The sequence below is a fragment of the Mesorhizobium sp. YM1C-6-2 genome (assembly GCF_003666685.1).
Lineage (GTDB): Bacteria > Pseudomonadota > Alphaproteobacteria > Rhizobiales > Rhizobiaceae > Mesorhizobium_K.
In genome coordinates this window covers 105656-127895 of record NZ_RCIZ01000002.1, presented here as the reverse complement: position 1 = coordinate 127895, position 22240 = coordinate 105656, and the positions used below count along the sequence as shown (strand labels likewise).

The window sequence follows — 22240 nt, the reverse complement described above, 5'->3', positions numbered from 1 at the left end:
CTCAGCTCCCCCTGTAGGTGGAATAGCCGTAAGGCGAAAGCAGGAGCGGCACGTGATAGTGCTTTTCTTCCCCCATCCCGAACCGGATCGGGATCTGGTCGAGGAACGGGGGCTCGGACAGCGTCGCGCCGGCCGCCCTGAGATAGTCGCCGGCAAAAAAGATCAGTTCGTATTGTCCGGTCTGGAACGCCTTCCCCTCGAGCAGGGGCTCGTCGCAGCGCCCGTCATCGTTGGTCACGGCCTCCTTCACCTTGCGATGCGAGTTGCCGCTGACACGGTAGAGCGCGATCTTCAGCCCTGCCGCCGGTCGGCCGGAAGCGGTATCGAGTACATGGGTCGTCAGGCGCCCGCCATCGACTTTCGCCATCGGCCCCTCCTTACCTGCGATCGAAAGCATAATTCTGCACCATTAAATGCCATGCTGTCGGCGGGGTGAAGCGAAAGGCCACGAAAAGACTTTCAAAAATTTTGGGGGGAATGCCCGCCACACCCTTTGATTATCCTAAAGATGCAGCGGACAGGCAACAGCGACACCATGCGATACGAAAGAGATATGCGCGGTTACGGCCGCAACCCGCCTGATCCCCAATGGCCCGGCGGCGCCCATGTCTGCGTGCAGTTCGTCGTCAACTACGAGGAAGGCGGCGAGAACTGCGTGTTGCATGGCGACGCGGCCTCGGAAGCGTTCCTGTCGGAAATCGTCGGCGCGGCGCCCTGGCAGGGCATCCGCCACTGGAATATGGAATCGATCTACGAATACGGCGCGCGCGCCGGCTTCTGGCGGCTGCACCACATGTTCACCGAGGCCGGGGTGCCGGTCACCTGCTACGGCGTGGCAACCGCGCTCGCCCGCTCTCCCGACCAGGTCGCGGCGATGCAGGAGGCCGGATGGGAGATTGCCTCGCACGGGCTGAAATGGATCGACTACCGCGACTATTCGGCCGACGACGAGCGCCACCACATGGAAGAGGCGATCAAGCTGCACCGCGAGGTGACCGGCGAGCGGCCGACTGGCTGGTACACCGGCCGCACCTCGGTCAACACGGTCAGGCTGGCCGCCGAGGAAGGCGGCTTCGACTACGTCTCCGACACCTATGACGACGAGCTGCCCTACTGGTTCGAGCATGACGGCCGCGCGCAGCTCATCATTCCCTACACGCTCGACGCCAACGACATGCGTTTCGCGACCCCGCAGGGCTTCAGCTCGGGCGACCAGTTCTTCGCCTATCTGAAGGACAGCTTCGACACGCTCTATGCGGAGGGCAAGGCGGGCCGCCCGCGCATGATGAACATCGGCCTGCATTGCCGGCTGGTCGGCCGGCCGGGCCGCGCGGCAGCGCTCCAGCGCTTCATCGGCTACGTGAAGAGCCATGACAAAGTGTGGCTGGCGCGGCGTATCGACATCGCACGCCACTGGAGGGAGACGCACCCTTTCCAGCCGCAGGCGGTCAGGCCGTCCAGAATGGACCACGACGACTTCGTCGCGCGTTTCGGCGGCATATTCGAGCATTCCCCCTGGATCGCCGAGCGCGCCTACGAACTGGAGCTGGGCCCCGCCCACGATAGCGCCGGCGGCCTGCACAATGCGCTCTGCCGAATCTTCCGAGCGGCGAGCGACAAGGAGCGGCTCGGTGTGCTCAACGCCCACCCCGACCTCGCCGGCAAGCTCGCCGCCGCCAGGCGCCTGACGCCGGAATCGACGAAAGAGCAGGCCTCCGCAGGACTCGACGCCCTCACCGACGCAGAGCGCGAGCTCTTCTCGAAGCTCAATTCTGCCTATGTCTCGACCTTCGGCTTCCCATTCATCATTTCCGTGAAAGGCAAGACCAAGGAAGAGATTCTCGCGGCTTTCGAGACCCGCATCGGCAACGACCGCGCCACCGAATTCGCCACCGCCTGCAAACAGGTTGAACGCATCGCATTGCTCAGGTTGAGAGAAATCCTGCCGTCATGAGAAAATCCGCCGCTCCCGTCCGCAGCTACTACGCGCCTCGCGGCGGCCTGCCGCCGCAGACCGACCTGATCACCGACAGGGCGGTCTTCACCGAGGCCTATGCCGTCATCCCGAAACGCGAGTTCAGCGACATTGTGGCGAGCCGCCTGCCCTTCTGGGACGGTACGCGCGCCTGGGTGATCGCCCGGCCGCTGTCCGGCTTCGCCGAGACCTTCTCGCAATATGTGATGGAGGTGCAGCCCGGCGGCGGCAGCAACAAGCCTGAGCCGGACCAGGCTGCGGAGGGTGTGCTCTTCGTCCTCGAAGGTGAGATCACCGTCAAGGTCGGCGGCAAATCCTACAGGATGAAGCCAGGAGGCTACGCCTTCCTGCCGCCCGGCTCGGAGTGGAGCATCGCCAACCGGGGTCGTTCCGAAGCGCGCTTCCACTGGATCCGCAAGGCGTATGAGGTTGTCGACGGGATCGACGTGCCGGAACCTATTTTCGTCAATGAGAACGACGTCGCCCCCAACCCGATGCCCGATACCGGCGGCCGCTGGGCGACCACGCGTTTCGTCGATCCCGACGATGTCCGCCACGACATGCACGTGACGGTCGTCACCTTCGAGCCGGGCGGCGTCATCCCGTTCCCCGAGACGCATGTCATGGAGCACGGCCTCTATGTGCTGGAAGGGAAAGCGGTCTACCGGCTGAACCAGGACTGGGTCGAGGTTGAGGCCGGCGACTTCATGTGGCTGCGCGCCTTCTGTCCGCAGGCCTGCTATGCCGGCGGCCCGGGGCGCTTCCGCTACCTCCTCTACAAGGACGTCAACCGCCACGCGAAGCTGGGCGGGTTCAGCCGATGAGCAAGGTCATCACGGCTGAACTGCTGACGCGCGAAAACTTCGCGGCCTTCGGCGACGTGATCGACGCCAGCGGCGACAATCACTACCCGATCAATGCCGGCAAGACGGAGCGCTACCATGCGCTCGCCCGCCCGGAAGCAACCGGGCCAGGCGGCCATGTGCTGATCAGCCTCGCCAAGGCGATGCCCTACGACGTCCCGCTGAAGCTGACCATGGTCGAGCGTCACCCGCTCGGCAGCCAGGCTTTCGTGCCGCTGTCGCCGCGTCCTTTCCTCGTTGTCGTCTGCCACGACGAGAACGGCACGCCGGGCAAGCCTCACGCCTTCCTCACCCAGCCCGGCCAGGGCGTGAACTATCCACGCAACAGCTGGCACGGCGTGCTGACGCCGATCGGCGAACCACAGGACTTTCTAATCGTCGACCGCGGCGGAGCCGGCAACAATCTGGAAGAGTTCTTCTTCTCCGATCCATACGAAATCCAATTGCAGAAGTGACATGACAGACATCTCCCTCATCGACCGGTTGCTCGACGTGATCGAGCACGACATCGTTCCGAAGACGGCTGGCGGCGTGGACGGAGGCAACAAGCTGTTCGGCGCGGCGATCCTGCAAAAGGACGACCGCTCGCTGGTTCTGGCCGAGACCAACAACGAGACGGAGAATCCGCTCTGGCACGGCGAGATGCATTGCCTGAAGCGCTTCTACGAAATGCCCAAGGCCGAGCGCGTCGACACCAAGGATGCGATCTTCCTCACAACCCACGAGCCATGCTCGCTCTGCCTGTCGGCGATCACCTGGACCGGCTTCGACAATTTCTACTACCTCTTCAGCCACGAGGATTCGCGCGACAGCTTCGCCATCCCGCACGATCTCCGCATCCTGAAGGAGGTCTTCACGCTCGATCCCGGCGGCTACCGGTCCGAGAACGCCTATTGGAAAAGCTATTCGATCCGGAAGCTCGTTCGCGAGTTGCCGGAAGTCGAGCGGTCGCGGCTGGAGGCCCGCATCGGCAAGATCGCGGCGACCTACGATCGTCTCTCGGAGACCTACCAGTCGGGCAAGGCGGGCAACGACATCCCGCTGAACTGAGTCAGCTCGAAAGCCGCGCGCGGCGCTCCTGCCAGGCCCGCGCCGTCTGCGGTTTGACGAACAGCCCGGTGATGTCGTTGCGTTCCGTGCGCAAGGCAGCCTCGAGCCGCGCAATGCAGGCCTCCACCTCCGGCACGGTCATTTCGTCGCGAAACTCCAGGCTGAGCGCGACGACGATCTGATCGGGACCGAGATGAATTGTGATGAGCCCGTTGAGCTTCACCACGTCCCGATCCCGCTCGATGATCGACCGGATGGCCTGCTGCACTTCGGGCAGCGCCTCCTCGCCCATCAGCAGTCCCTTGCTCTCCATCGCCAGGAATATCGCGGTCGCGCCAAGGATGAGCGATATGCCGATCGAAGCGAGACCGTCGAGCTCCGGGATGCCGAGCACCTGCGCGCCAAGAATGCCCAGAAAGGCGATCGCCAAGCCTAGCAGGGCGGCGCTGTCCTCGAAGAGCACGGTATAGACGCTGGGATCCTTGCTCCGCCTGACCGCCGCGACATAGCTCAACTTGCCCTTGACGGTACGGAACTCCTTCAGCGCCACGCGCCACGAATACCCCTCGAACAGCATCGATAGACCGAGCACGACATAGGCGACCATCGGGTCGGTCGCGGGCTCCGGCTCCATGATGTGCATGACGCCTTCGTAGAAGGCGATGCCGGAACCGAGAGCGAAAACCAGAAGCGCGACGATGAAGCTCCAGAAATAGAGCTCCCTGCCGTGACCAAAGGGGTGCGAGAGGTCCGCCGGGCGGGAGGCGCGGTGCAGACCATAGAGCAACAACAGCCCGTTGCCGGTGTCGACGACCGAATGGACGCCCTCCGACAGCATCGCAGAACTGCCGGTGAACCAGGCCGCCACGAACTTGGTAAGGGCGATCAGCGTATTGCCCACCAGCGCCGCATAGATGACCGTCCTGGAGCCTGAATGTGCCGCCATGCCCGCCTCCTCGACGGCGAAGATAGAGCGCCGGGCGCTCGCATCCACAGCCTACGGGAGGTTCATCCATTCCTGCAACGTCCGCAGCCGCCGTGCCGCGCATGGCGCGTAGAGCCGGCTAGGCGGCCGCCTCTACACTGCTTTCCTCGCATTTCTCCTCGGCGTCGGGCTTGATGCGCCCGAGGACGAGCAGCGCCACCAGGCCGGCGAGCAGCGAGACGGCCGCGCAAACCAGCGTTACCGCGTGAAATGCACTGGCATAGGCTTCGCGCGTCTCGGCAAGCAGCAGATCGCCGGCCACTCCGCCGATATTCGCCGCCTGATCCACGGCGCCGCCGATCGTCTCGCGCGCGGCGACCAGCGCCTCCCGGCTCAGTCCGCCGCCGTCGAAGGCCGCCATGCCGCTGGCATAGAGCGCGGTCACGATGCTGCCGAGGATGGCGATGCCGAGCGCACCGCCGAATTCCGAACTCGTTTCGGCAAGCCCCGCGGCCGTTCCCGCCCGCTCCGGCGGCACCGTGCCGATGATGAGGTCGGTGGAAAGGGTGAAGATCGGCGCCAGGCCGAACGACATGATGATATAGCTCGTCACCAGCAGATAGAGCGAGCCCATCGACGCCGCCTGCGCCATCAGCAGAAAGCTTGCCGCCGTGACCGCATAGCCGCCCGCCATGACATAGGCAGGCCGCATGCTGCCGAGCAGTCTTGGCGCCAGGAGCGAGCCCGCGATGAAGCCGATCGAGGACGGCGCGCTCCACAGCCCCGCCGCCAGCGGCGACAGACCGAGAACAAGCTGCAGATATTGCGCCGTGAGCAGAAAGATGCCGAAGGCGGCGAAGAAGCCAAGCACGTTGATGCCGAGCGACGCCGAGAATTTCAGCGACCTGAACAGCTTCAGATCGATCAGCGGCTCGGCCAGCCGCCGCTGCCGCCGCGCGAAGACGATGCCGACGGCGAGGCCCGCCAGGATCGCAACCATCGCCTCGGCGTCGAACGCAGAGGATGCCGCATGCTTGATGCCGTAGATCGTGGCGAGCACGGCAGCGAGCGACAACGCAGCGCTGACGAGGTCGATCCGGCCCGCATTCTCGTCGCGATATTCGGGCAGCAGGCGTGGGGCCACCGCCAACAGCAGGATCATCACCGGCACCGCGATCAGGAAGACGGAGCCCCACCAGAACCACGTCAGCAGGATCCCGCCGATCACCGGCCCGATGGCGCCGCCGGCCGAGAAGCTGGAGATCCAGACACCGATGGCGAAAGTACGCTCCTTCGGGTCCGGGAACATGTTTGAGATCAGCGACAGGGTCGACGGTGCGAGCGTCGCAGCCGACAGGCCGAGCAAGGCCCGAGCGACGATCAGCATCCCGGCGCTGTTGGCGAAAGCGGCGAGAATCGAGGCAAGGCCGAAGGCGAAGGCACCGATCATCAGGAGCTTGCGCCGGCCGATGCGATCGCCGAGCGTGCCCATGGTGATCAGCGCGCCGGCGATCATGAAGCCGTATATGTCGACGATCCAGAGAAGCTCCGTGGCGCTCGGATTGAGGTCGGCGGTGATCGCCGGCACCGCGAGATTCAGCACCGTGAGGTCCATCGAATAGAGCAGGCAGGGCAGCGCGATGACCGCGAGTCCGATCCACTCGCGGCGGCTTGCCTTGCGCGGTGTGCCTTGGGCAGTGTGTCCCGCATGTCCATGTGTCGCTCCTCTTCGTATCGAGGACGAATGTCCGGCTTCGCAGCCGACATAACATTCGTCACTTCACGGCAGATCGCGTCCGCGGCTGAAAACCGCAATGGACGGACTGGGAGCAATAGCAGAACGTCATGACAGCCTTCTGTCAGGAGCGCAGAGGCTGGCTCTAGACTAGCGGCCCTTCCAGACGGGATCGCGCTTCTCGGCAAAGGCCTTGAAGCCTTCGAGATTGTCCTCCGAGCCGTAGAGGACGTCGACGGTGCGGAACTGGCGCTTGGTGATGCGGTTCATCGCATCCTGGAAGGTCATGCCTTCGGCCTCCCGCGCCACCTCCTTGATCGCGGCGAAGACCAGCGGCGGGCCGGAGGCCAGTAGCCGGGCAAGCTCCCAGACGCGCTCCTCGAGCTTTTCCTTGGGCAGCACCTCGTTGACCAGGCCCCAGCGATGCGCCTCTGCGACATCCATCCAGCGGCCGGTGAGCAGCAGGTCCATGGCGACGTGATAGGGAATGCGTTTCGGCAGCTTGACCGTCGCGGCGTCGGCCAGTGTGCCGGCGCGGATTTCCGGCAGCGCAAAGCTCGAATGATCGGATGCGATGATCATGTCGCAGGACAGCGCCAGCTCGAAGCCGCCGCCCACCGCCATGCCGTTGACGCAGGCGATCACCGGCTTGTTCATGTCGCGCAGTTCCTGCAGGCCGGCGAAGCCGCCGACACCGTAGTCGCCGTCGACCGCGTCGCCGGCGGCTGCCGCCTTGAGGTCCCAGCCGGCGCAGAAGAACTTGTCGCCGGCAGTCTTGACTATGCCGACGCGCAGCTCCGGATCGTCACGGAAGGCCTTGAAGGTCTCGCCCATCAGCCGCGATGTCTTCAAATCGATGGCGTTCGCCTTGGGCCGGTCGAGCGTGACTTCGAGGATGCCGCCCTCGCGGCGCGTGGTGATCACGTCGGTCATCTATGCCTCCGGAGCTGTTTTTCTTGTGACGAGCAGCGCGTCCGCGGCCCAGGCGCCCTTGCCTTCGGCGCAGACGATGAGCGGATTGACGTCGAGCTCGGTCAGTGTATCGGCATTGGCGAGCGCGAAGCCGGAAATCTCGAGCACCGCATCGATGGCAGCGGCGAGATCGGCCTTCGGCCGTCCGCGGAACCCGTCGAGCAGCGGGAAAAGTTTCAGCCCGCGCAAGGCGGCCTCCACCTCCTCGCGCGCAGCCGGCAGGAGCAGCGTGGCGCTGTCCTTCAAGAGTTCGACCAGCACGCCGCCGGTGCCCAGTGTCATCACCGGCCCGAACAAAGGATCGTGCGTGATGCCCACGATGAGTTCGGCGATGCCGCCTTCGACCATGCGCTCGACATAGAGGCCGCTTCCGAGGCCGGCCAGCTGTTCGGCGGCGGCGCGCACCGACGCCTCGTCCCTCAGGTTGAGCTTGACCGCGCCGGCTTCCGACTTGTGCGCCACGCCAAGCGCCTTCAGCGCAACCGGATAGCCGAGCTCGTTGGCCGCTATCACCGCCTCCGCCACGCTGGCGGCACGGCGGCCGGGCGGCACGGACAGGCCTGCTGCAGCCAGCATGGCCTTGGCCGAGGCTTCGTCCGGGAAGATTTCTTTCCCGCTTGAGCAGGCGGAGGGAGTAGCCTCAGAAGGCACCTCAGCAGCGTCGCGTACTGGCGGAGCGACCCCACCCCGCTCGGCCCCGCCGAGCGATCCTCCTCTCAAGGGAGTAGTGTCGCGCTTCCACATCTCCCCCACGAACGCCGCCGCCGCCGCCGCGTCCAACGCCTCGGCGATACCGAGGATCGGCACGATGCCGCGCCTGAGCAGCTCTTCCGCGTGGTTTTCGGGCAGGTTCTCGCCCATCGAGGCAACGACCGCGCCCTTGGCGCCGTTAGCCTTCAGCGCTGCCTCGAAGGCGTTGACGGTGAACCACCAGTCGGCGTCGGAGCAGCGGTCGGTGCGCGGGAAATCCAGCACCAGCATGTTGAGGCCGAATCCGCCTGATGCCATGGCGCTGAAAGTGGCGGTCATCGCCGGCTCGTTGGCCCAGATGTAGGTGTTGTAGTCGAGCGGGTTGGCGACCGCGACCAGCGGCCCGAGCGTTTCCTGCACACGCGCACGGTGTTCTTGCGCAAGCTTCGGGAAATGGACGCGGCGGCCTTCCGCCGTGTCGGCCATCACCGATGCCTCGCCGCCCGAGCAGCTCATCGACGACAGCGTGTAGCTGTCCAGCGGCCCGACCGCGTGGAAGAGCTTCAGCGTCTCCAGAAAGGCCGGGATGGTGTCCACGCGAGGTATTCCAAGACGCTTGAGAAAAGCGTCCGACGCCGCATCCGAACCGGCGAGCGAAGCGGTATGCGAAACCGTGGCCGCGCGCGCCTGTTCGGAGCGGCCGACCTTCATCGCCACGATCGGCTTTTTCAGCTCGCGCGCCCGCGCCGCCAGCCGCTCGAAGCCGGCGACCGAGTCAAAACCCTCAATGTGCAGGCCAAGGCACGAGACACGCGGATCCTCGATTAGCCCGAGCGCCATTTCGGAGAGCCCGGTCTGCGCCTGGTTGCCGGCCGTCATCATGTAGGCGAGCGGCAGGCCCCGCGTCTGCATGGTGAGGTTGCAGGCGATGTTGGACGACTGCGTGATGATCGCGGCGCCGCCCTCGCCTTCCTTCAGGCGCCGTCCGCCATGCTGGTCGGGCCACAGCAGCGCGCCGTCGGCATAATTGATCAGGCCGTAGCAGTTGGGCCCGATAACCGGCATGTCGCCGGCCGCCTCGACCAGCGCCTGCTGCAGGCGCTCGCCGTCGGCGTCGTAGCTGCCCGTTTCGCGAAAACCGGCTGCGAAGCAGATCGCGCCGCCGGCGCCCAGCTCCCGCAGCTCGCGCACGATGTCGATGGTGAGGTTGCGGTTGACGCCGATGAAGGTGGCGTCGGGCGCGGATGGCAGATCGGCCAGCGAACGATAGGCCTTGACGCCCGCGACCTCGTCCTTCGACGGATGCACCGGCCAGATGCCGCCGGCGAATTCCATCTTCAGGCACTGCTTCACGACATTGGGCGCGAAGAAGCCGCCGCCCACAACGGCGACCGATTTCGGCCGCAGCAGACGGTCCAGGCGGCTCATCCCCCGACGGCCCTCAGCAGCGCGCGCGAAATGATATGGCGTTGGATTTCGCTGGTTCCCTCCCAGATGCGCTCGACGCGGGCGTCGCGCCAGATGCGCTCCAGCGGCAGGTCGTCCATCAGGCCCATGCCGCCATGGATCTGGATCGCTTCGTCGGCGACGAAGGCGAGCATCTCGGTGGCCTTAAGCTTGGCCATCGCCATGTCCTGGTCGGTCACCGTGCCCTGGTCGTATTTCCAGCCGGCTTCGAGGATCATGAGCTCCGCGGCCTTCAGCTCGGTCGCCATGTCGGCGAGCTTGAAGGACACGCCCTGGAACTTTCCGATCTGCTGGCCGAACTGTTCGCGGCTGGCGGCATAATCGATGGCATGGCCGAGCGCGCGTTCGGCGCGGCCCAGACACGTCGCGCCGACCTGCAGGCGCGTCGCGCCGAGCCAGGAATTGGCGACCTCGAAACCCTTGTGCACCTCGCCGAGGATCTGGCTCGCCGGCAGGCGGCAATTGTCGAATTCCAGCACCGAATTGGTGTAGCCGCGATGCGAGACGTTGCGGTAGCCGTCGCGCACGGTGAAGCCGGGCGTTCCCTTGTCGACGAAGAAGGCGGTGATCTTCTTGCGCTTGCCGCGCGGACTATCCTCCTCACCCGACGCCATGAAGACGATGGCGAAATCGGCAACGTCGGCGTGTGAGATGAAGTGCTTGGTGCCGTTGAGCACCCAGTCGCCGCCGTCCTGCACCGCCGTCGCCTTCATGCCGCGCAGGTCGGAGCCGGCGCCAGGCTCGGTCATGGCGAGGCAGTCGGATTTTTCGCCGCGGATGCAGGGAAACAGATACTTCTCGCGCTGCTCCGACGTCCCGGCGAGCAGGATGTTGGACGGGCGTGCCACGCAGGTCCAGTGCAGCGCATAGTTGGCGCGGCCGAGCTCCTTCTCGTAGAGGAGCCATGTCGCCGTATCGAGCCCCGCCCCGCCGACGTCGGCCGGCATGTTGGCGGCGTAGAGGCCCGCTTCGATCGCCTTCGCCTTCAGCTCGTCCACGAGTTCGGGCCGCAGCACGCCGGTGCGCTCGACCTCCTGTTCGTGCGGATAGAGTTCGTTCTCGACGAAGGCGCGGGTGGTCTCGACGATGAGCTTCTGTTCTTCCGAGAGGCCGAAATCCATCTGATCAACCCTTCTTGCGGCTGGCCTTCTTGGGCGCGGCTTTCCTGGACGCGACCTTCGGGGCTGCCTTGACCGCCGCCTTCTTCGCCGGCTTCGCGGCCTTCGCCTTGGCGGCCGGCTTCACGGCCTTCGCCTTCGTGGCCGGCTTGGTAGCCTTGGCCTTCGACGTGGGCTTCGCCTTCTTCGCCACGAGCCCGGAAAGCTGCTTCGTATAGTCGTTGTAGAGTTCGCCGGCGCCCCAGCCCTTGCCCTTGTTCTGCCTGCCGAGCGCTTCCATGATCGCGACCAGATTGTCGTCGCGGATCTTTTCCAACTCGCGGATCGACCATTTGTCCGACTGCTCGTCCGACTGCGTGGCGATCAGGTCGACCAGTTCGTCGTTGAACTCCGGCACATCCATCAGCTTGGTCCAGGGCCACTTCAGGCACGGCCCGAACTGCGCCATGAAATGGCGCATGCCGGCCTCGCCGCCGGCCACGCGATAGACCTGGAACATGCCCATCTGCGCCCAGCGTATGCCGAAGGAATAGCGCATGATGTCGTCGAGTTCCTCGACGGTGCAGATGCCGTCCTTCACCAGCCACAGCGCCTCGCGCCAGGCGGCCTCCAGGATGCGGTCGCCGACAAAGGCCTCGATCTCCTTGCGGATGACGACCGGTTTCATGCCGATCGAAGCATAGATCTCCTTGGCGACCTCGACCGCCTCCGGAAAAGTCTGCTTGCCGGCGACGATCTCGACCAGTGGCAGCAGGTAGACCGGATTGAACGGATGGCCGACCACCAGCCGCTCGGGATGCTTCTTCATCGCCACCTGCATGTCCGACGGCAGCATGCCGGAGGTGGATGAACCAACGATGGAATTGGCCGGCGCGTGGAGGTCGATCTCGGCCAGCACCTTGTGCTTGAGGTCGAGGCGTTCGGGAACGCTTTCCTGGATGAAGTCGGCGTCCTTCACCGCCTCGGCGATGGTTTTTGCGAAGGTCAGCTTGCCTTCCTTGGGCAGCCCGTCCGGCAGCATCTTCTTGTAAGCGCGGCGAGCTCCCTTCATCACCTCGCTCACCTTGCGCGAAGCCTCGGGGTCGGGATCGTAGATCGACACGTCGATGCCGTTGAGCAGCAGCCGGGCCACCCAGCCCGCCCCGATCACGCCGCCGCCGATCGCGGCCGCCTTGGTGATGGTCATGGTTTTGCCCTCGATTACGCCGCCAGCGGCGCGCGCTTGGTGAGATTGAGTTTCTTGCGCACTTCCTCAGGGCCGATCACCCGCGCGCCGAGATTCTCGACGATGGTGACGGCACGCTCGACGAGCTGCGCGTTGGTCGCCAGCACGCCCTTGTCCAGCCAGAGATTGTCCTCCAGCCCGACGCGCACATTGCCGCCGGCAAGCACCGCGGCAGCGACATAGGCCATCTGGTTGCGGCCGAGCGAGAAGGCCGAAAAGGTCCATTCCGGCGGCACGTTGTTGACCATCGCCATGAAGGTGTTGAGATCGTCAGGCGCCCCCCACGGCACGCCCATGCAGAGCTGCACCAGGGCATCCGGCTTCAACACGCCTTCGGCGACGAGTTGCTTGGCAAACCAGAGATGCCCGGTGTCGAAGGCCTCGATCTCCGGCTTCACGCCCATCGCGGTCATCATACCACCCATGGCGCGCAGCATGCCGGGTGTGTTGGTCATCACATAGTCGGCTTCGTTGAAATTCATCGTGCCGCAGTCGAGCGTGCAGATTTCCGGCAGGCATTGCCTGACATGCTCCACGCGCTCGGCCGCGCCTGCCATGTCGGTGCCCTGCTCCTTCAACGGCAGCGGGCTCTCCACCGGGCCGAACACCATGTCGCCGCCCATGCCGGCCGTAAGGTTCAGAACCACGTCGACATCCGCGTCGCGGATGCGCTCGGTCACCTCGCGGTAGAGCGAGACGTCGCGGCGCGGCTTGCCGGTCTCGGGGTCGCGCACATGGCAATGGACGACAGCCGCCCCCGCCTTGGCTGCCGCAATGGCCGAGTCCGCGATCTGTTTCGGCGAGCGCGGCACGTGCGGGCTGCGGTCCTGTGTGCCACCCGATCCGGTAACGGCGCAGGTGATGAAGACCTCGCGATTCATGGCTAGCGGCATGTATCTCTCCCTTAATGATCGGGATTTTGGCGCGGCTTGCGGAACTCTGTTTCGCGTTTTACGAAGACAACATGGCAAAAACCGCAAAGCCAAGCATCTTCCAGCCGGAACGAACACCGCTCGACGTGACGTTCCTCGTCTTTTCGGGCGCGTCGATCATGTGCGTCGCATCCGCCATCGATCCCCTGCGCGCGGCCAATCGTATTTCCGGCGGGGAGTCTTTCCGCTATCGCCTCGTCTCGGTGAGCGGCGATCCGGCCATCACAACATGCGGACTTCCCATCGCCGTCGGCGGCAGGTTCGATCCCGCCGCCAGCACCGACGTGATCGTAGTGATCGCAGGCTTCGGCACCCAGGGCTACGCCACCGCGAGCTTCCTGCAGGGGCTACGCCGCGCTGCCCGGTCGGCGCGCGCCTGCGGCGGCATCGAGGCAGGCACCTGGCTGGTGGCGCGGGCGGGGCTGCTGGAAGGCCGCGCGGCGACCACGCACTGGGAGGACATGGAGGATTTCGCCGCCGCCTTCCCCGGCACGGACGTCCGGCCCGACCGCTACGTCATCGACGGTCCGGTCTTCACCAGCGGCGGCGCCTCTCCGACCTTCGACCTGATGCTGCATCTCGTGCGCTCGCGCCTCGGCATGGCCGCTGCGCTCGATGTGGCGAGCGTCTTCATCTACGACCAGTCGCGGGCAGCAACCGACGCGCAGCCCTTGGTCTCGCTCGGCCGGCTCGACGGCTACGATCCCAGGCTGGCGCAGGCGATCAGGCTGATGGAGGCGCATGTCGACCAGCCGTTCGGCATCGATGCGATCGCGAAACGGACGGGCGTCACCCCGCGCACGCTGGAAAGCATTTTCCGCAAATCTATCGGCGAGACGCCCGGGGCATACTATCTGCGTCTGCGCCTCACCGCCGCGCGCAAGCTCGTGGTCGACACGCGCGTTCCGATGACCGACATCGCCGCGCGCACCGGCTTCTCTTCGGCCGCATCCTTCTCCCGGGCGTTTGCGCGATCTTTCGGCAAGCCGCCGACCGCGCTGCGGAAGGGTTGAAAGCCGGTTCGACTTCTTGGAATTGCGTCAGGCGCTGCGCCGATCCGGCTCGCCCGGCTCGATGATGGCCCGCATCGAGTCGGCCAGGCGGCGCTCCAGCCGTCGCGTCACCGCCGCATTCCATTCCGGCGCGTCATCGTTCTCGCCCGGCAGGGGCATGGCCATCAGGCTGTCGATGATCGACGCCGATTCATGGACACGATCAAGCAGCGCTCCGACCTGAGCCTCGAAGCCACTCTGCGAATGGATCTGTGTACGGTTGGTGCGGTTCGTTTCCATGCCGCGAATCTAGCCGTCGTTCATGACGACCAGAAGGCAGAGACGTGTCGAACCGACGACAGTTTTATTATTACCGGCATTGCGGCAAAGCCTGCCTTGAAGGAAGGCCTTGCCGCGCTGCGATTCACGTCAGACGTAGCGGTTGACGATGTTCTCCAGATATTCCTGCCGGCCGGATTTCGGCTGCGGTTCGATCGACTTCTTCACGACGCGGTCGGCGATCTCTTCCAGCGAACGCTTGCCCGACAGCATCGCCCTGCCCTCGGTCGAGCGCCAGCCTGCGTAGCGTTCCTCGAGCGGGCCGGAAAGCGCCTTGTCCTCGATCATCCTGGACGCAGCCTTGAGGCCGCGCGCGCAGCAATCCATCGCGCCGATATGGGCGACCAGCAGATCCTGCGGATCGATCGACTGGCGGCGAATCTTGGCGTCGAAATTGGTGCCGCCCGTCTTGAAGCCGCCGGCCTGCAGCACATAGTAGTAGGCGAGCGCCATCTCCGGCACGTTGTTCGGGAACTGGTCGGTATCCCAGCCGGACTGGTAATCGTTACGGTTCATGTCGATCGAGCCGAAGATGCCGAGCGAGCCGGCGAGCGCCAGCTCGTGCTCGAAGGAGTGGCCGGCAAGGATCGCGTGGCCCTGCTCGATATTGACCTTGACCTCCTTCTCCAGCCCGAACTCCTTGAGGAAGCCGTAGACGGTGGCGACGTCGTAATCGTACTGGTGCTTGGTCGGCTCCTGCGGCTTGGGTTCGATCAGGATCGTGCCCTTGAAGCCGATCTTCTTCTTGTAGTCGACGACCAGCGACAGGAAGCGGCCGGCCTGCTCGCGCTCGCGCTTGAGGTCGGTGTTGAGCAGCGTCTCGTAACCCTCGCGGCCGCCCCACAGAACATAGTTCTCGCCGCCGAGGCGCTTGGTGACGTCCATGCAGGCCTTAACGGTCGCGGCTGCATAGGCGAAGACGTCGGGATCCGGATTCGTCGCGGCGCCTGCCATGAAGCGGCGATGCGAGAACATGTTGGCCGTGCCCCAGAGGAGCTTGACGCCGGTCTGTTTCTGCTTCTTGGCGAAATAGTCGGCGATCTCATCGAGCCGTGCTGCGCTCTCGGTGAAATTCTTGCCTTCCGGGCGGACGTCGGCGTCGTGGAAGCAGTAGTAGGGGACGCCGAGGAGGGAAAACATCTCGAAGGCGACGTCGGCCTTGAGCTTCGCCAGTTCCATCGTGTCGCCAAACCAGGGACGTTCGAAGGTCTGCCCCCCGAACGGGTCGCCGCCCGGCCAGGCAAAGGAGTGCCAATAGGCGATCGCGAAGCGCAGATGGTCTTCCAGCCTCTTGCCGGCGACCACCTCGTCCTTGTTGTAGAAGCGGTAGGCGAGCGGATTGGTGCTGTCCGGCCCTTCGTATTTGATCTTTTTGATGTCGCCGAAAAAGCCGGTGGGCATCACGAAACTCCTCTGATGGCGGGATAGAGCGCGCGGTAGCGCCGATAGGCTTCGGAGTAGGCAGCGGCCATTTCCGTATCGGGCTCGACCGTTTCCTCGGTGTCGGGCGCGGTGCAGACCGCGAAAGGATCGGCCTTCTCTGCGGCGATGAGGCCGAGGCGCGCGGCGCCGAAGGCCGCGCCGAAATCGCCGTCGGCCGGGATGTCGACCGGAAGCCCAAGCGCGGTGGCGAGCGACTTCAGCCAGTAGCGCGAACGCGAGCCGCCGCCGATCGCGGTGACACGCGACAGTTCGGTACCGGCCACATGCAGGGCTTCCAGGCAGTCGCGAAAGGCAAAAACGACGCCTTCGAGCACGGCCTGCGTCAAGGTCGCGCGGTCGACCTCATGGCTGAGCCCGGTGAAGGAGCCGCGGATCGCCGCGTCGTTGTACGGCGTGCGTTCACCCGAGAGGTAGGGCAGGAAGGTGACGCCAGTCGGCGTCCTCAGACTGTCGCCAAGCTCGCCGGTCAGGTCGCCGGCGCTTTTCCCTGTTATGTTCGACAACCAGTTCAGCGAGTCGGTCGCCGTCAGGATGACGCCCATCTGGTGCCAGGTGCCCGGCAGGGCATGGCAAAAGGTGTGCACGGCACTTTCGGGATTGGGCAGGTAGGAGCCGTTGGCCGCGAAAAGCACGCCCGACGTGCCGAGGGAGGCGAAGGCGTGGCCAGGCTTCACGGTGCCCATGCCGCAGGCCGAGGCCGCATTGTCCCCTGCCCCGCCGGCCACCGGGATGCCGGCACTCATCCCCCATCTCGAGGCAAGTTCGGCGCGCAAGGCTCCGGCCGGGTCGCTACCCTCGACCAGCTTCGGCATCTGCTTCTCGGACAGGTCGGTCGCGGCGAGCAGATCGTCCGACCAGCGGCGCTGCGCAACATCCAGCCAAGATGTGCCGGCGGAATCCGACATCTCCGACATGTGCTCGCCGGTGAGCCAGAGGCGCAGATAGTCCTTGGGCAGCAGCACCTTGGCGACCTTGCCGAAGACTGCCGGCTCGTTGTTCTTCACCCAGGCGAGTTTCGGCGCGGTGAAGCCGGGAAACACGATGTTGCCGGTGATCTTGCGGAAACGCGGATCGGCGTCGAGCTTCGCCGCCTCGGCGTAGCTTCTCGTGTCGTTCCACATGATGCAGGGGCGGAGCACCTTGTCGGCGGCGTCGAGCAGGGTTGCACCATGCATATGGCCTGACAGGCCGATGCCCTTCACCGCGGCGAGTTCGGCACCGTGCTTTGCCTTCAGCTCGTCGAGCGCCGTTTCGGTCGCCGCGATCCAGTCGGCCGGGTCCTGCTCGGACCAGCCCGGACGCGGACGCGAGAGCTCGACCGTGGCGGACGCCGAAGCGATGAGCGCCTGGGCGGAATCGATGAGCAGCGTCTTGACGCTGGACGTACCGAGATCGATGCCGAGATACATGCCTCTCCTCCCGGCCGTTTTTCCGATCGGCCGTCATGCGGTTCACCGGTTTTCGGCGCCGCGCTTCCTCCCCGCAAATCCTACAGCGCAAAATCGCATGGGGCGCAACAGCGGGAACATGATTTTTTTCGTGTTTCGGAAAAATTAGCTGAGCGCTGCTACCGAACCGGTTCCCTGCCTCAATTGCCCGAGCGCATCGCCACCGTGGCGACGCCCGCGCCAACGAGCAGCGAGCCGCCCGCGCGGTTGAAGATGCGGATGGCGCGCGGGTTGCGGACCATGTCGCGCGCCCGCGCGGCGACCAGCGCGTAGCCGAAGGCATTGGCGAAGGCGAGCGCCAGGAAGGTCGCCTCGAAGATCACCATCTGCGTCCAGAAATCGGCATGGCGGTCGAGGAACTGCGGCAGGAAGGCGACGAAGAAGGTGATGCTCTTGGGGTTGAGAGCGGTGACCAGCCAGGCATGCGCCATCATCTTCGCCGAAGAAGCGGCGTCCGTGCGCGGCTCGGCGCTGAGCGTGCCGCCGGCGCGGAAGAGTTTGATGCCGAGATAGATGAGATAGCCGGCGCCAATCCATTTGAGGGCCGTGAAGACGGTGGCCGACGCGGCCAGCAGCGCGCCGATGCCGAGCATGGAGAGCGTCATGGCGGTGAAGTCGCCGAGCGCAACGCCGACAGCCATCGGCAGCGCGGTGCGCCAGCCCTGCCCGAGCGCGTAGGAAACGACCAAAAGTATGGTCGGTCCCGGGATGATCAAAAGTATGGACGAAGCGGCGATGAAAGCTATCCAGGTTTCGATGGTCATGGCAGAGGTCCTCTCGCAAAGGACATGATAAATCCTTGGCGGGCGACGTTTGTAAAGCCACTCGATCTTTTTGTGTTTCAGGGCCTGTCGAGATATTCCCGCGCGATCTCCTTCAGACGCGCGTCGCCAAAACTCCCGCCGTGGCCGCCATGAACGATGCGGACCGGCAGGTCGATCAGCTTGCGCATCGTGGCGCGGTAGTCCTCGCTGTCCGAGCACCACATGTCGTCGATCAGGCTGTCGTCATAGACGGCGTCGCCCGAAAACAGCAGCCCTTCGCGCTCGTCGTAAAGGCCGATGCAGCCGAAGGAATGGCCCGGCAGGTTGAGCACGGTGAAGCTGCGGTCGCCGGTATCGATCCTGTCGCCTTCGTCGAGGATGCGGGTCAGCGGCGCCGGCTGGATGCGATAGCCTGCGGCCGTCCAGCCAACGGCAGGCAGCCGCGTCACCGGCTCGGCGAGCGCACGGAACTCGTCGGCGAAGGTCCAGCGGTCCTCCATAGTCGCGAAGGCCTCGGCCTCGGCGCGCGGGCCGGCGCGGTTCGCGAACTCGTGCAGCGAGCCGACATGGTCGGCATGGATGTGGGTGGCGACCGCGAGCACCGGCTTGCCCGGTGTCAGGTCGAGCAGCGGAACGAGCGGCGCCAGCCCCATGCCGGCATCAACGACGAGGTCGAGATCGCGGCCCTTGAGGTGATAGAAATTCGCCCTGAAGTAGTCGTTCAGGAACGGTTCGGTATATGCGGCAAGGCTGACGCCGAGAGTCGAATCTGGCGACGTTTTCGAGAACCATGACTGGCCTGCTGGCAATGCTGTCGGCTGCAAGCTCGATCTCCTCGAAGCTGTGTCAGCCGGATAGGGACAGGAAATGCGCCGCCGGGCAAGGCTCTCCGAAGCGGACCTACGGGCCGCCCCGCCGGATGCGGTCAATGCGCGCCGAACACCGCCCCAAGCATGTGCGCAAAACCGGTATCGGCTCCAAGCACGATGGCGCTGGCAATGAAGGCCGCAGCGAACAGCGCAAAATCGGTCTTCAGTTTCTGGCTCATGATTTCCCCTCGTCACTAACAGGCGGCAAGTAGCCCGCCGTTTCGGGAGAGATTGTGACGGCGAAATGGTCTTTTCGTGCCGGCGGCAGCGGGCGGCGCCGGCGTTGCGGGAAAGCAACGGCACAACGCCTTGGCGGGCAAGGCTTTCACTTTTCGTCAACCATGAATCGCTAAAATACGAGAAGCTCCGGCGCTGTGCCCGAGTGTGTAGCCGAGTGGAAGAGTGCCCGTGTCCAAGCTTTCCGCATCGCAGGAATCCCGAGAACCGATTTCGCGCCGTACGGCGCTTCTTGGCCTTGGTTCGGCGGCCCTGGTCGCCGGCGCGGGCTGCACGCGCTCCATCGACATGGCCGCGCTCGAGGTCCCGGCCTACCAGGTGGACGACATGTCGACCGGCTCTATCAGGCCGAAGATCAGCGTCGACCGGCAGGTGACTTCGCCCGAGCTGATGTACGCCTCCTTCACCGACGAGAGCTTCACGCTGCCCGAGGTGCCGTTCAAGAAGATCGATCCGCAGTGGCGCCGCCAGGTGGTGGTCGACCCGACCGGCGAGGCGCCGGGCACGATCGTGGTGAGGTCGCAGGAGCGCTACCTCTATTACGTGCAGCCCGGCGGCGACGCGCTGCGCTACGGAGTCGGCATCGGGCGCGAGGGTTTCTCCTGGTCCGGCCGCGCCAATATCCAGTACGGCAAGAAATGGCCGACCTGGACGCCGCCGGCCGAGATGATCAAGCGCCAGCCGGAGCTGGAGAAATGGCGCAGCGGCCAGCCCGGCGGCCTGAAGAACCCGCTCGGCGCGCGCGCGCTCTATATCTTCCAGAACGGCCAGGACACCGGCTACCGCATCCATGGTTCGCCCGAATGGTGGACCATCGGCCAGGCGATGTCGTCCGGCTGCGTGCGCATGATCAACCAGGACGTGATCGATCTTTTCAACCGCGTGAACGGCAAGACGCCGGTCCTGGTGGTATAGCGCCGACGCTCCACCTCCCCCTCGAGGGGAGGTCGGCGAGCGAAGCGAGCCGGGTGGGGTCGTTGCGGCAACGCGACGTTCCTACGAGGTCGAGCACTTCATCGGCGACCCCATCCCGATCGACTTTGGGGAGGGTACCCGCGCGCTTCATCATCGCCACGCCCTGCTTTCGCAGTCTGGCCTTTGTCAAAGAACGCTCCCTGCCACGGAGGGAGAAGTCGGGAAGCGGGCACGGGGCCTGGCCTCTCAAATATTATACGTGGCCGGTTTCCCGCACCCCGCCGGCGTTCTTGCCCTACCTGGAGGGGACGCAGAATCGTTTCACCGCGCGACCTCGGTCAGGGCCCGGTCCTCGGGGCTCATCACCCAGCCGCGCCACCTCCGCGCGACCGAACCGGTACCGCCGCCCTCCCCTGATCCCTGGTCCGGACCAGGGTTCCCGCGAGGGCGGTGACGAGCATTATGCGCCAGGCAAAATGCGCGTGGAAAAAGCGCCGCCGAATTTTTTTATTACAGACGCGCGGCGCGTGATCTCTCCACCCCACGGGTCAGCGGTCCGACCACGTCGCCAGCACGCGTTCCGGCATGGCCGTGGCGGCGCGTCTGGGGTCGACTACGCGGCACAGCTGGGCCTTGCTCAGCATCGAGTCATTCACCTCCAGGCCGTCCAGATAGGCAACGACGAGCCAGCGACCGTCGACGTCGCGGTCAGCGCCGTCGCTGCCTTTTGCCGTTCTGATGATGATGTTCTTGGCGTCGATCAGCTTCCGCAAGCATTCGGCGGCGGTTTTGCCAGCCGTCGACCTTTCACCTTCCGGTTCGGGCGCATGGATGCCGAGAAGGCGAAGGCGTTTGTTGATCCTGATATGAAAGCCCAGATCGATGTCGGCGACGAATGTATCGCCATTGACGACCCCCACGACCTTGGCGCGATAGAGGTGTACCGGTTCGGTCGGGCCAGGTGTTTCGGATTGTGCGTTTGCCGAAGCGCAGAACAAAATCGAAAGTGCAGTCGCCGCGAAAGCAAGGAATCTAGCCATTGCCGCTTCCTCCCGCTACCCCGCCGACCTATTCTGATCAGAGATCCGGGTTTAACGCAAAACATGCGAGGCGTGATGACTTGATCGGCGGTTTCCAAATCAGGAAATGTTGATCATGTTGCGGCTTGCGGACAAGCCCTCTCGCAAATGCACGAAAACGCCATCAGGATATGGATGGTGTTGGCGTGCACGCCGCAGGAGAGCCTCGGCGAGCGCTGCCGGCCAACTCGCAGAAAGCGCGTCAGCCCTTCTGCCGGGTAAGCCGCTCGAGCGCGTCGACGATCAGGTCGCAGAATTTCTGATGATCGAGCTTCATCGCGACCGTGTGGCGGAAGTCGACCTGCTCGTTCGCAGTGCCGCCGAAATGGCGCATGCCGCCCATCTTCTCGAAGTTGCAGACGGTCATGCCCTTGGTCCAGCGGCCGGCGATCTCGACGCGGATGTCGGCCTTTTCGGTGGTGAAGACGCTTGGGTCGATCATGGCCGCGACACAGCAGGCGTCGTGGACGGCGGGATACGGGATCTGCAGCAGGCCGCCATGCGTGGTGTCGATGAACTCCCAGATGTCGAGGATGAACTTGGCGATCGGGCCGCCGACGGCGCGCACCCTGTCCTGCAATTCCGGGGTAGCCAGCGCCTGGTGGGTGAGGTCCAGCCCCACCATGGTGACGTCCCAGTTGGCGCGGAACACGACATCGGCGGCCTCCGCGTCCGCATAGACGTTGAACTCCGCCGCAGGCGTGATGTTGCCGCGCGTATAGGCGCCGCCCATCGCCACGACCTTCTTCACACGGCTGACGATGCGCGGCTCCTTGCGGGCGGCGAGCGCGATGTTGGTGTAGGGGCCGACCGGCACCAGCGTGACGGTCTTCGGCTCATGCGCCATGACGGTGTCGATGATGAAATCGACGGCATGCCGCTTGTCGAGCTCGAACGAGGCGGGCGGCAGCTCCGGTCCGTCGAGCCCGGTCTCGCCATGGATCTCGACGGCCAGGACCTGATCGGCGAGCATGGGACCGGGCGAACCCTTCGCTACCGGCACCTTGATGCCGTAGGCGGTGCAGGTGGAGAGCGCGTTGCGTGTGGTGTTGTCGACGTTGTGGTTGCCCGACACGGTGGTGATGCCGAGCAGATCGATGGCAGGGTTGCCGGCCGCCAAAAGGATAGCGATCGCGTCGTCGTGCCCCGGATCGCAGTCCAGGATGATCTTTTCCATGAAACACACCCTTATCGGCCGAGCC

At 64.9% G+C, this 22240-nt stretch carries 22 protein-coding genes; 6 read left to right on the top strand and 16 right to left on the bottom strand.

What is annotated here, in order from left to right:
• Position 1 precedes the first annotated feature (1 nt).
• Positions 2-367, bottom strand: a complete 366-nt coding sequence (gene uraH / locus D8676_RS05525) for a hydroxyisourate hydrolase (protein WP_121579864.1) — start codon at positions 365-367, stop codon at positions 2-4.
• Positions 368-535: 168 nt separating this feature from the next.
• Here uraH and puuE point away from each other — a divergent pair, with 168 nt between their 5' ends.
• Genes puuE through D8676_RS05505 form a run of 4 tightly spaced genes read left to right on the top strand, consistent with a single transcriptional unit; the run spans position 536 to position 3888 of the window.
• Entirely contained in the window at positions 536-1954 is a 1419-nt protein-coding gene (puuE, locus tag D8676_RS05520) for an allantoinase PuuE (RefSeq protein WP_121580422.1), read from the top strand.
• Positions 1951-2799 carry a bifunctional allantoicase/(S)-ureidoglycine aminohydrolase gene (locus tag D8676_RS05515; protein ID WP_121579863.1) on the top strand — a complete coding sequence of 283 codons (849 nt, stop codon included), beginning with the start codon at positions 1951-1953 and terminating at the stop codon, positions 2797-2799. The genes puuE and D8676_RS05515 overlap by 4 nt, the downstream gene beginning before the upstream one ends.
• A complete protein-coding gene (locus D8676_RS05510; protein ID WP_121579862.1) occupies positions 2796-3293 on the top strand; it encodes an ureidoglycolate lyase in 498 nt (165 codons plus the stop codon). The genes D8676_RS05515 and D8676_RS05510 overlap by 4 nt, the downstream gene beginning before the upstream one ends.
• 1 nt (position 3294) lies before the next feature.
• Positions 3295-3888, top strand: coding sequence for a nucleoside deaminase (locus D8676_RS05505; protein WP_121579861.1), 594 nt, complete (start codon positions 3295-3297; stop codon positions 3886-3888).
• Between the two features lies 1 nt (position 3889).
• Here D8676_RS05505 and D8676_RS05500 read toward each other — a convergent pair whose 3' ends face one another.
• The 7 genes from D8676_RS05500 to D8676_RS05470 form a co-directional block, all read right to left on the bottom strand.
• Positions 3890-4834, bottom strand: coding sequence for a cation diffusion facilitator family transporter (locus tag D8676_RS05500; RefSeq protein WP_121580421.1), 945 nt, complete (start codon positions 4832-4834; stop codon positions 3890-3892).
• Between the two features lie 118 nt (positions 4835-4952).
• The gene (locus tag D8676_RS05495) at positions 4953-6455 is read right to left on the bottom strand and encodes an MFS transporter (protein ID WP_281034279.1); all 1503 of its coding nucleotides are present in this window, start codon (positions 6453-6455) and stop codon (positions 4953-4955) included.
• Positions 6456-6698: 243 nt separating this feature from the next.
• Positions 6699-7481, bottom strand: coding sequence for a carnitinyl-CoA dehydratase (locus D8676_RS05490; protein ID WP_121579859.1), 783 nt, complete (start codon positions 7479-7481; stop codon positions 6699-6701).
• On the bottom strand, positions 7482-9638 hold the full coding sequence (locus D8676_RS05485; RefSeq protein WP_121579858.1) for an acetate--CoA ligase family protein: 2157 nt from the start codon (positions 9636-9638) through the stop codon (positions 7482-7484).
• Positions 9635-10798 (bottom strand): acyl-CoA dehydrogenase family protein, encoded by a 1164-nt coding sequence (locus tag D8676_RS05480; RefSeq protein WP_121579857.1) that lies wholly within the window; start codon positions 10796-10798, stop codon positions 9635-9637. The genes D8676_RS05485 and D8676_RS05480 overlap by 4 nt, the downstream gene beginning before the upstream one ends.
• 4 nt (positions 10799-10802) lie before the next feature.
• A complete protein-coding gene (locus D8676_RS05475) occupies positions 10803-11981 on the bottom strand; it encodes a 3-hydroxyacyl-CoA dehydrogenase NAD-binding domain-containing protein (RefSeq protein WP_121579856.1) in 1179 nt (392 codons plus the stop codon).
• A gap of 14 nt (positions 11982-11995) precedes the next feature.
• Positions 11996-12913 carry a 3-keto-5-aminohexanoate cleavage protein gene (locus D8676_RS05470; RefSeq protein ID WP_121579855.1) on the bottom strand — a complete coding sequence of 306 codons (918 nt, stop codon included), beginning with the start codon at positions 12911-12913 and terminating at the stop codon, positions 11996-11998.
• A 71-nt stretch (positions 12914-12984) separates the two neighbouring features.
• Here D8676_RS05470 and D8676_RS05465 point away from each other — a divergent pair, with 71 nt between their 5' ends.
• Positions 12985-13965: a GlxA family transcriptional regulator gene (locus D8676_RS05465; protein WP_121579854.1), complete on the top strand. Its 981-nt coding sequence runs from the start codon at positions 12985-12987 to the stop codon at positions 13963-13965.
• A 27-nt stretch (positions 13966-13992) separates the two neighbouring features.
• On the opposite strand, the gene D8676_RS05460 is transcribed toward D8676_RS05465, so the two are convergent.
• The 6 genes from D8676_RS05460 to D8676_RS27835 all read right to left on the bottom strand — a co-directional run bounded on the left by D8676_RS05460 (position 13993) and on the right by D8676_RS27835 (position 18986).
• Entirely contained in the window at positions 13993-14244 is a 252-nt protein-coding gene (locus D8676_RS05460; protein WP_121579853.1) for a hypothetical protein, read from the bottom strand.
• 129 nt (positions 14245-14373) lie between these two features.
• On the bottom strand, positions 14374-15684 hold the full coding sequence (gene xylA / locus D8676_RS05455; protein WP_121579852.1) for a xylose isomerase: 1311 nt from the start codon (positions 15682-15684) through the stop codon (positions 14374-14376).
• Positions 15684-17135, bottom strand: coding sequence for a xylulokinase (xylB, locus tag D8676_RS05450; RefSeq protein ID WP_121579851.1), 1452 nt, complete (start codon positions 17133-17135; stop codon positions 15684-15686). The genes xylA and xylB overlap by 1 nt, the downstream gene beginning before the upstream one ends.
• A gap of 179 nt (positions 17136-17314) precedes the next feature.
• Positions 17315-17938, bottom strand: a complete 624-nt coding sequence (locus D8676_RS05445) for a LysE family translocator (protein WP_121579850.1) — start codon at positions 17936-17938, stop codon at positions 17315-17317.
• Positions 17939-18015: 77 nt separating this feature from the next.
• Complete coding sequence (locus tag D8676_RS05440; RefSeq protein ID WP_245426617.1) at positions 18016-18762, bottom strand: MBL fold metallo-hydrolase; 747 nt, start codon at positions 18760-18762, stop codon at positions 18016-18018.
• A 101-nt stretch (positions 18763-18863) separates the two neighbouring features.
• Positions 18864-18986 (bottom strand): hypothetical protein, encoded by a 123-nt coding sequence (locus D8676_RS27835; RefSeq protein ID WP_281034272.1) that lies wholly within the window; start codon positions 18984-18986, stop codon positions 18864-18866.
• Positions 18987-19215: 229 nt separating this feature from the next.
• On the opposite strand from D8676_RS27835, the gene D8676_RS05435 reads away from it, so the two are divergent.
• On the top strand, positions 19216-19959 hold the full coding sequence (locus D8676_RS05435; RefSeq protein ID WP_245426615.1) for a L,D-transpeptidase: 744 nt from the start codon (positions 19216-19218) through the stop codon (positions 19957-19959).
• Between the two features lie 548 nt (positions 19960-20507).
• On the opposite strand, the gene D8676_RS05430 is transcribed toward D8676_RS05435, so the two are convergent.
• Complete coding sequence (locus D8676_RS05430; RefSeq protein ID WP_183096994.1) at positions 20508-20957, bottom strand: thermonuclease family protein; 450 nt, start codon at positions 20955-20957, stop codon at positions 20508-20510.
• Between the two features lie 283 nt (positions 20958-21240).
• A complete protein-coding gene (locus tag D8676_RS05425; RefSeq protein WP_121579847.1) occupies positions 21241-22215 on the bottom strand; it encodes a nucleoside hydrolase in 975 nt (324 codons plus the stop codon).
• Positions 22216-22240 lie beyond the last annotated feature (25 nt).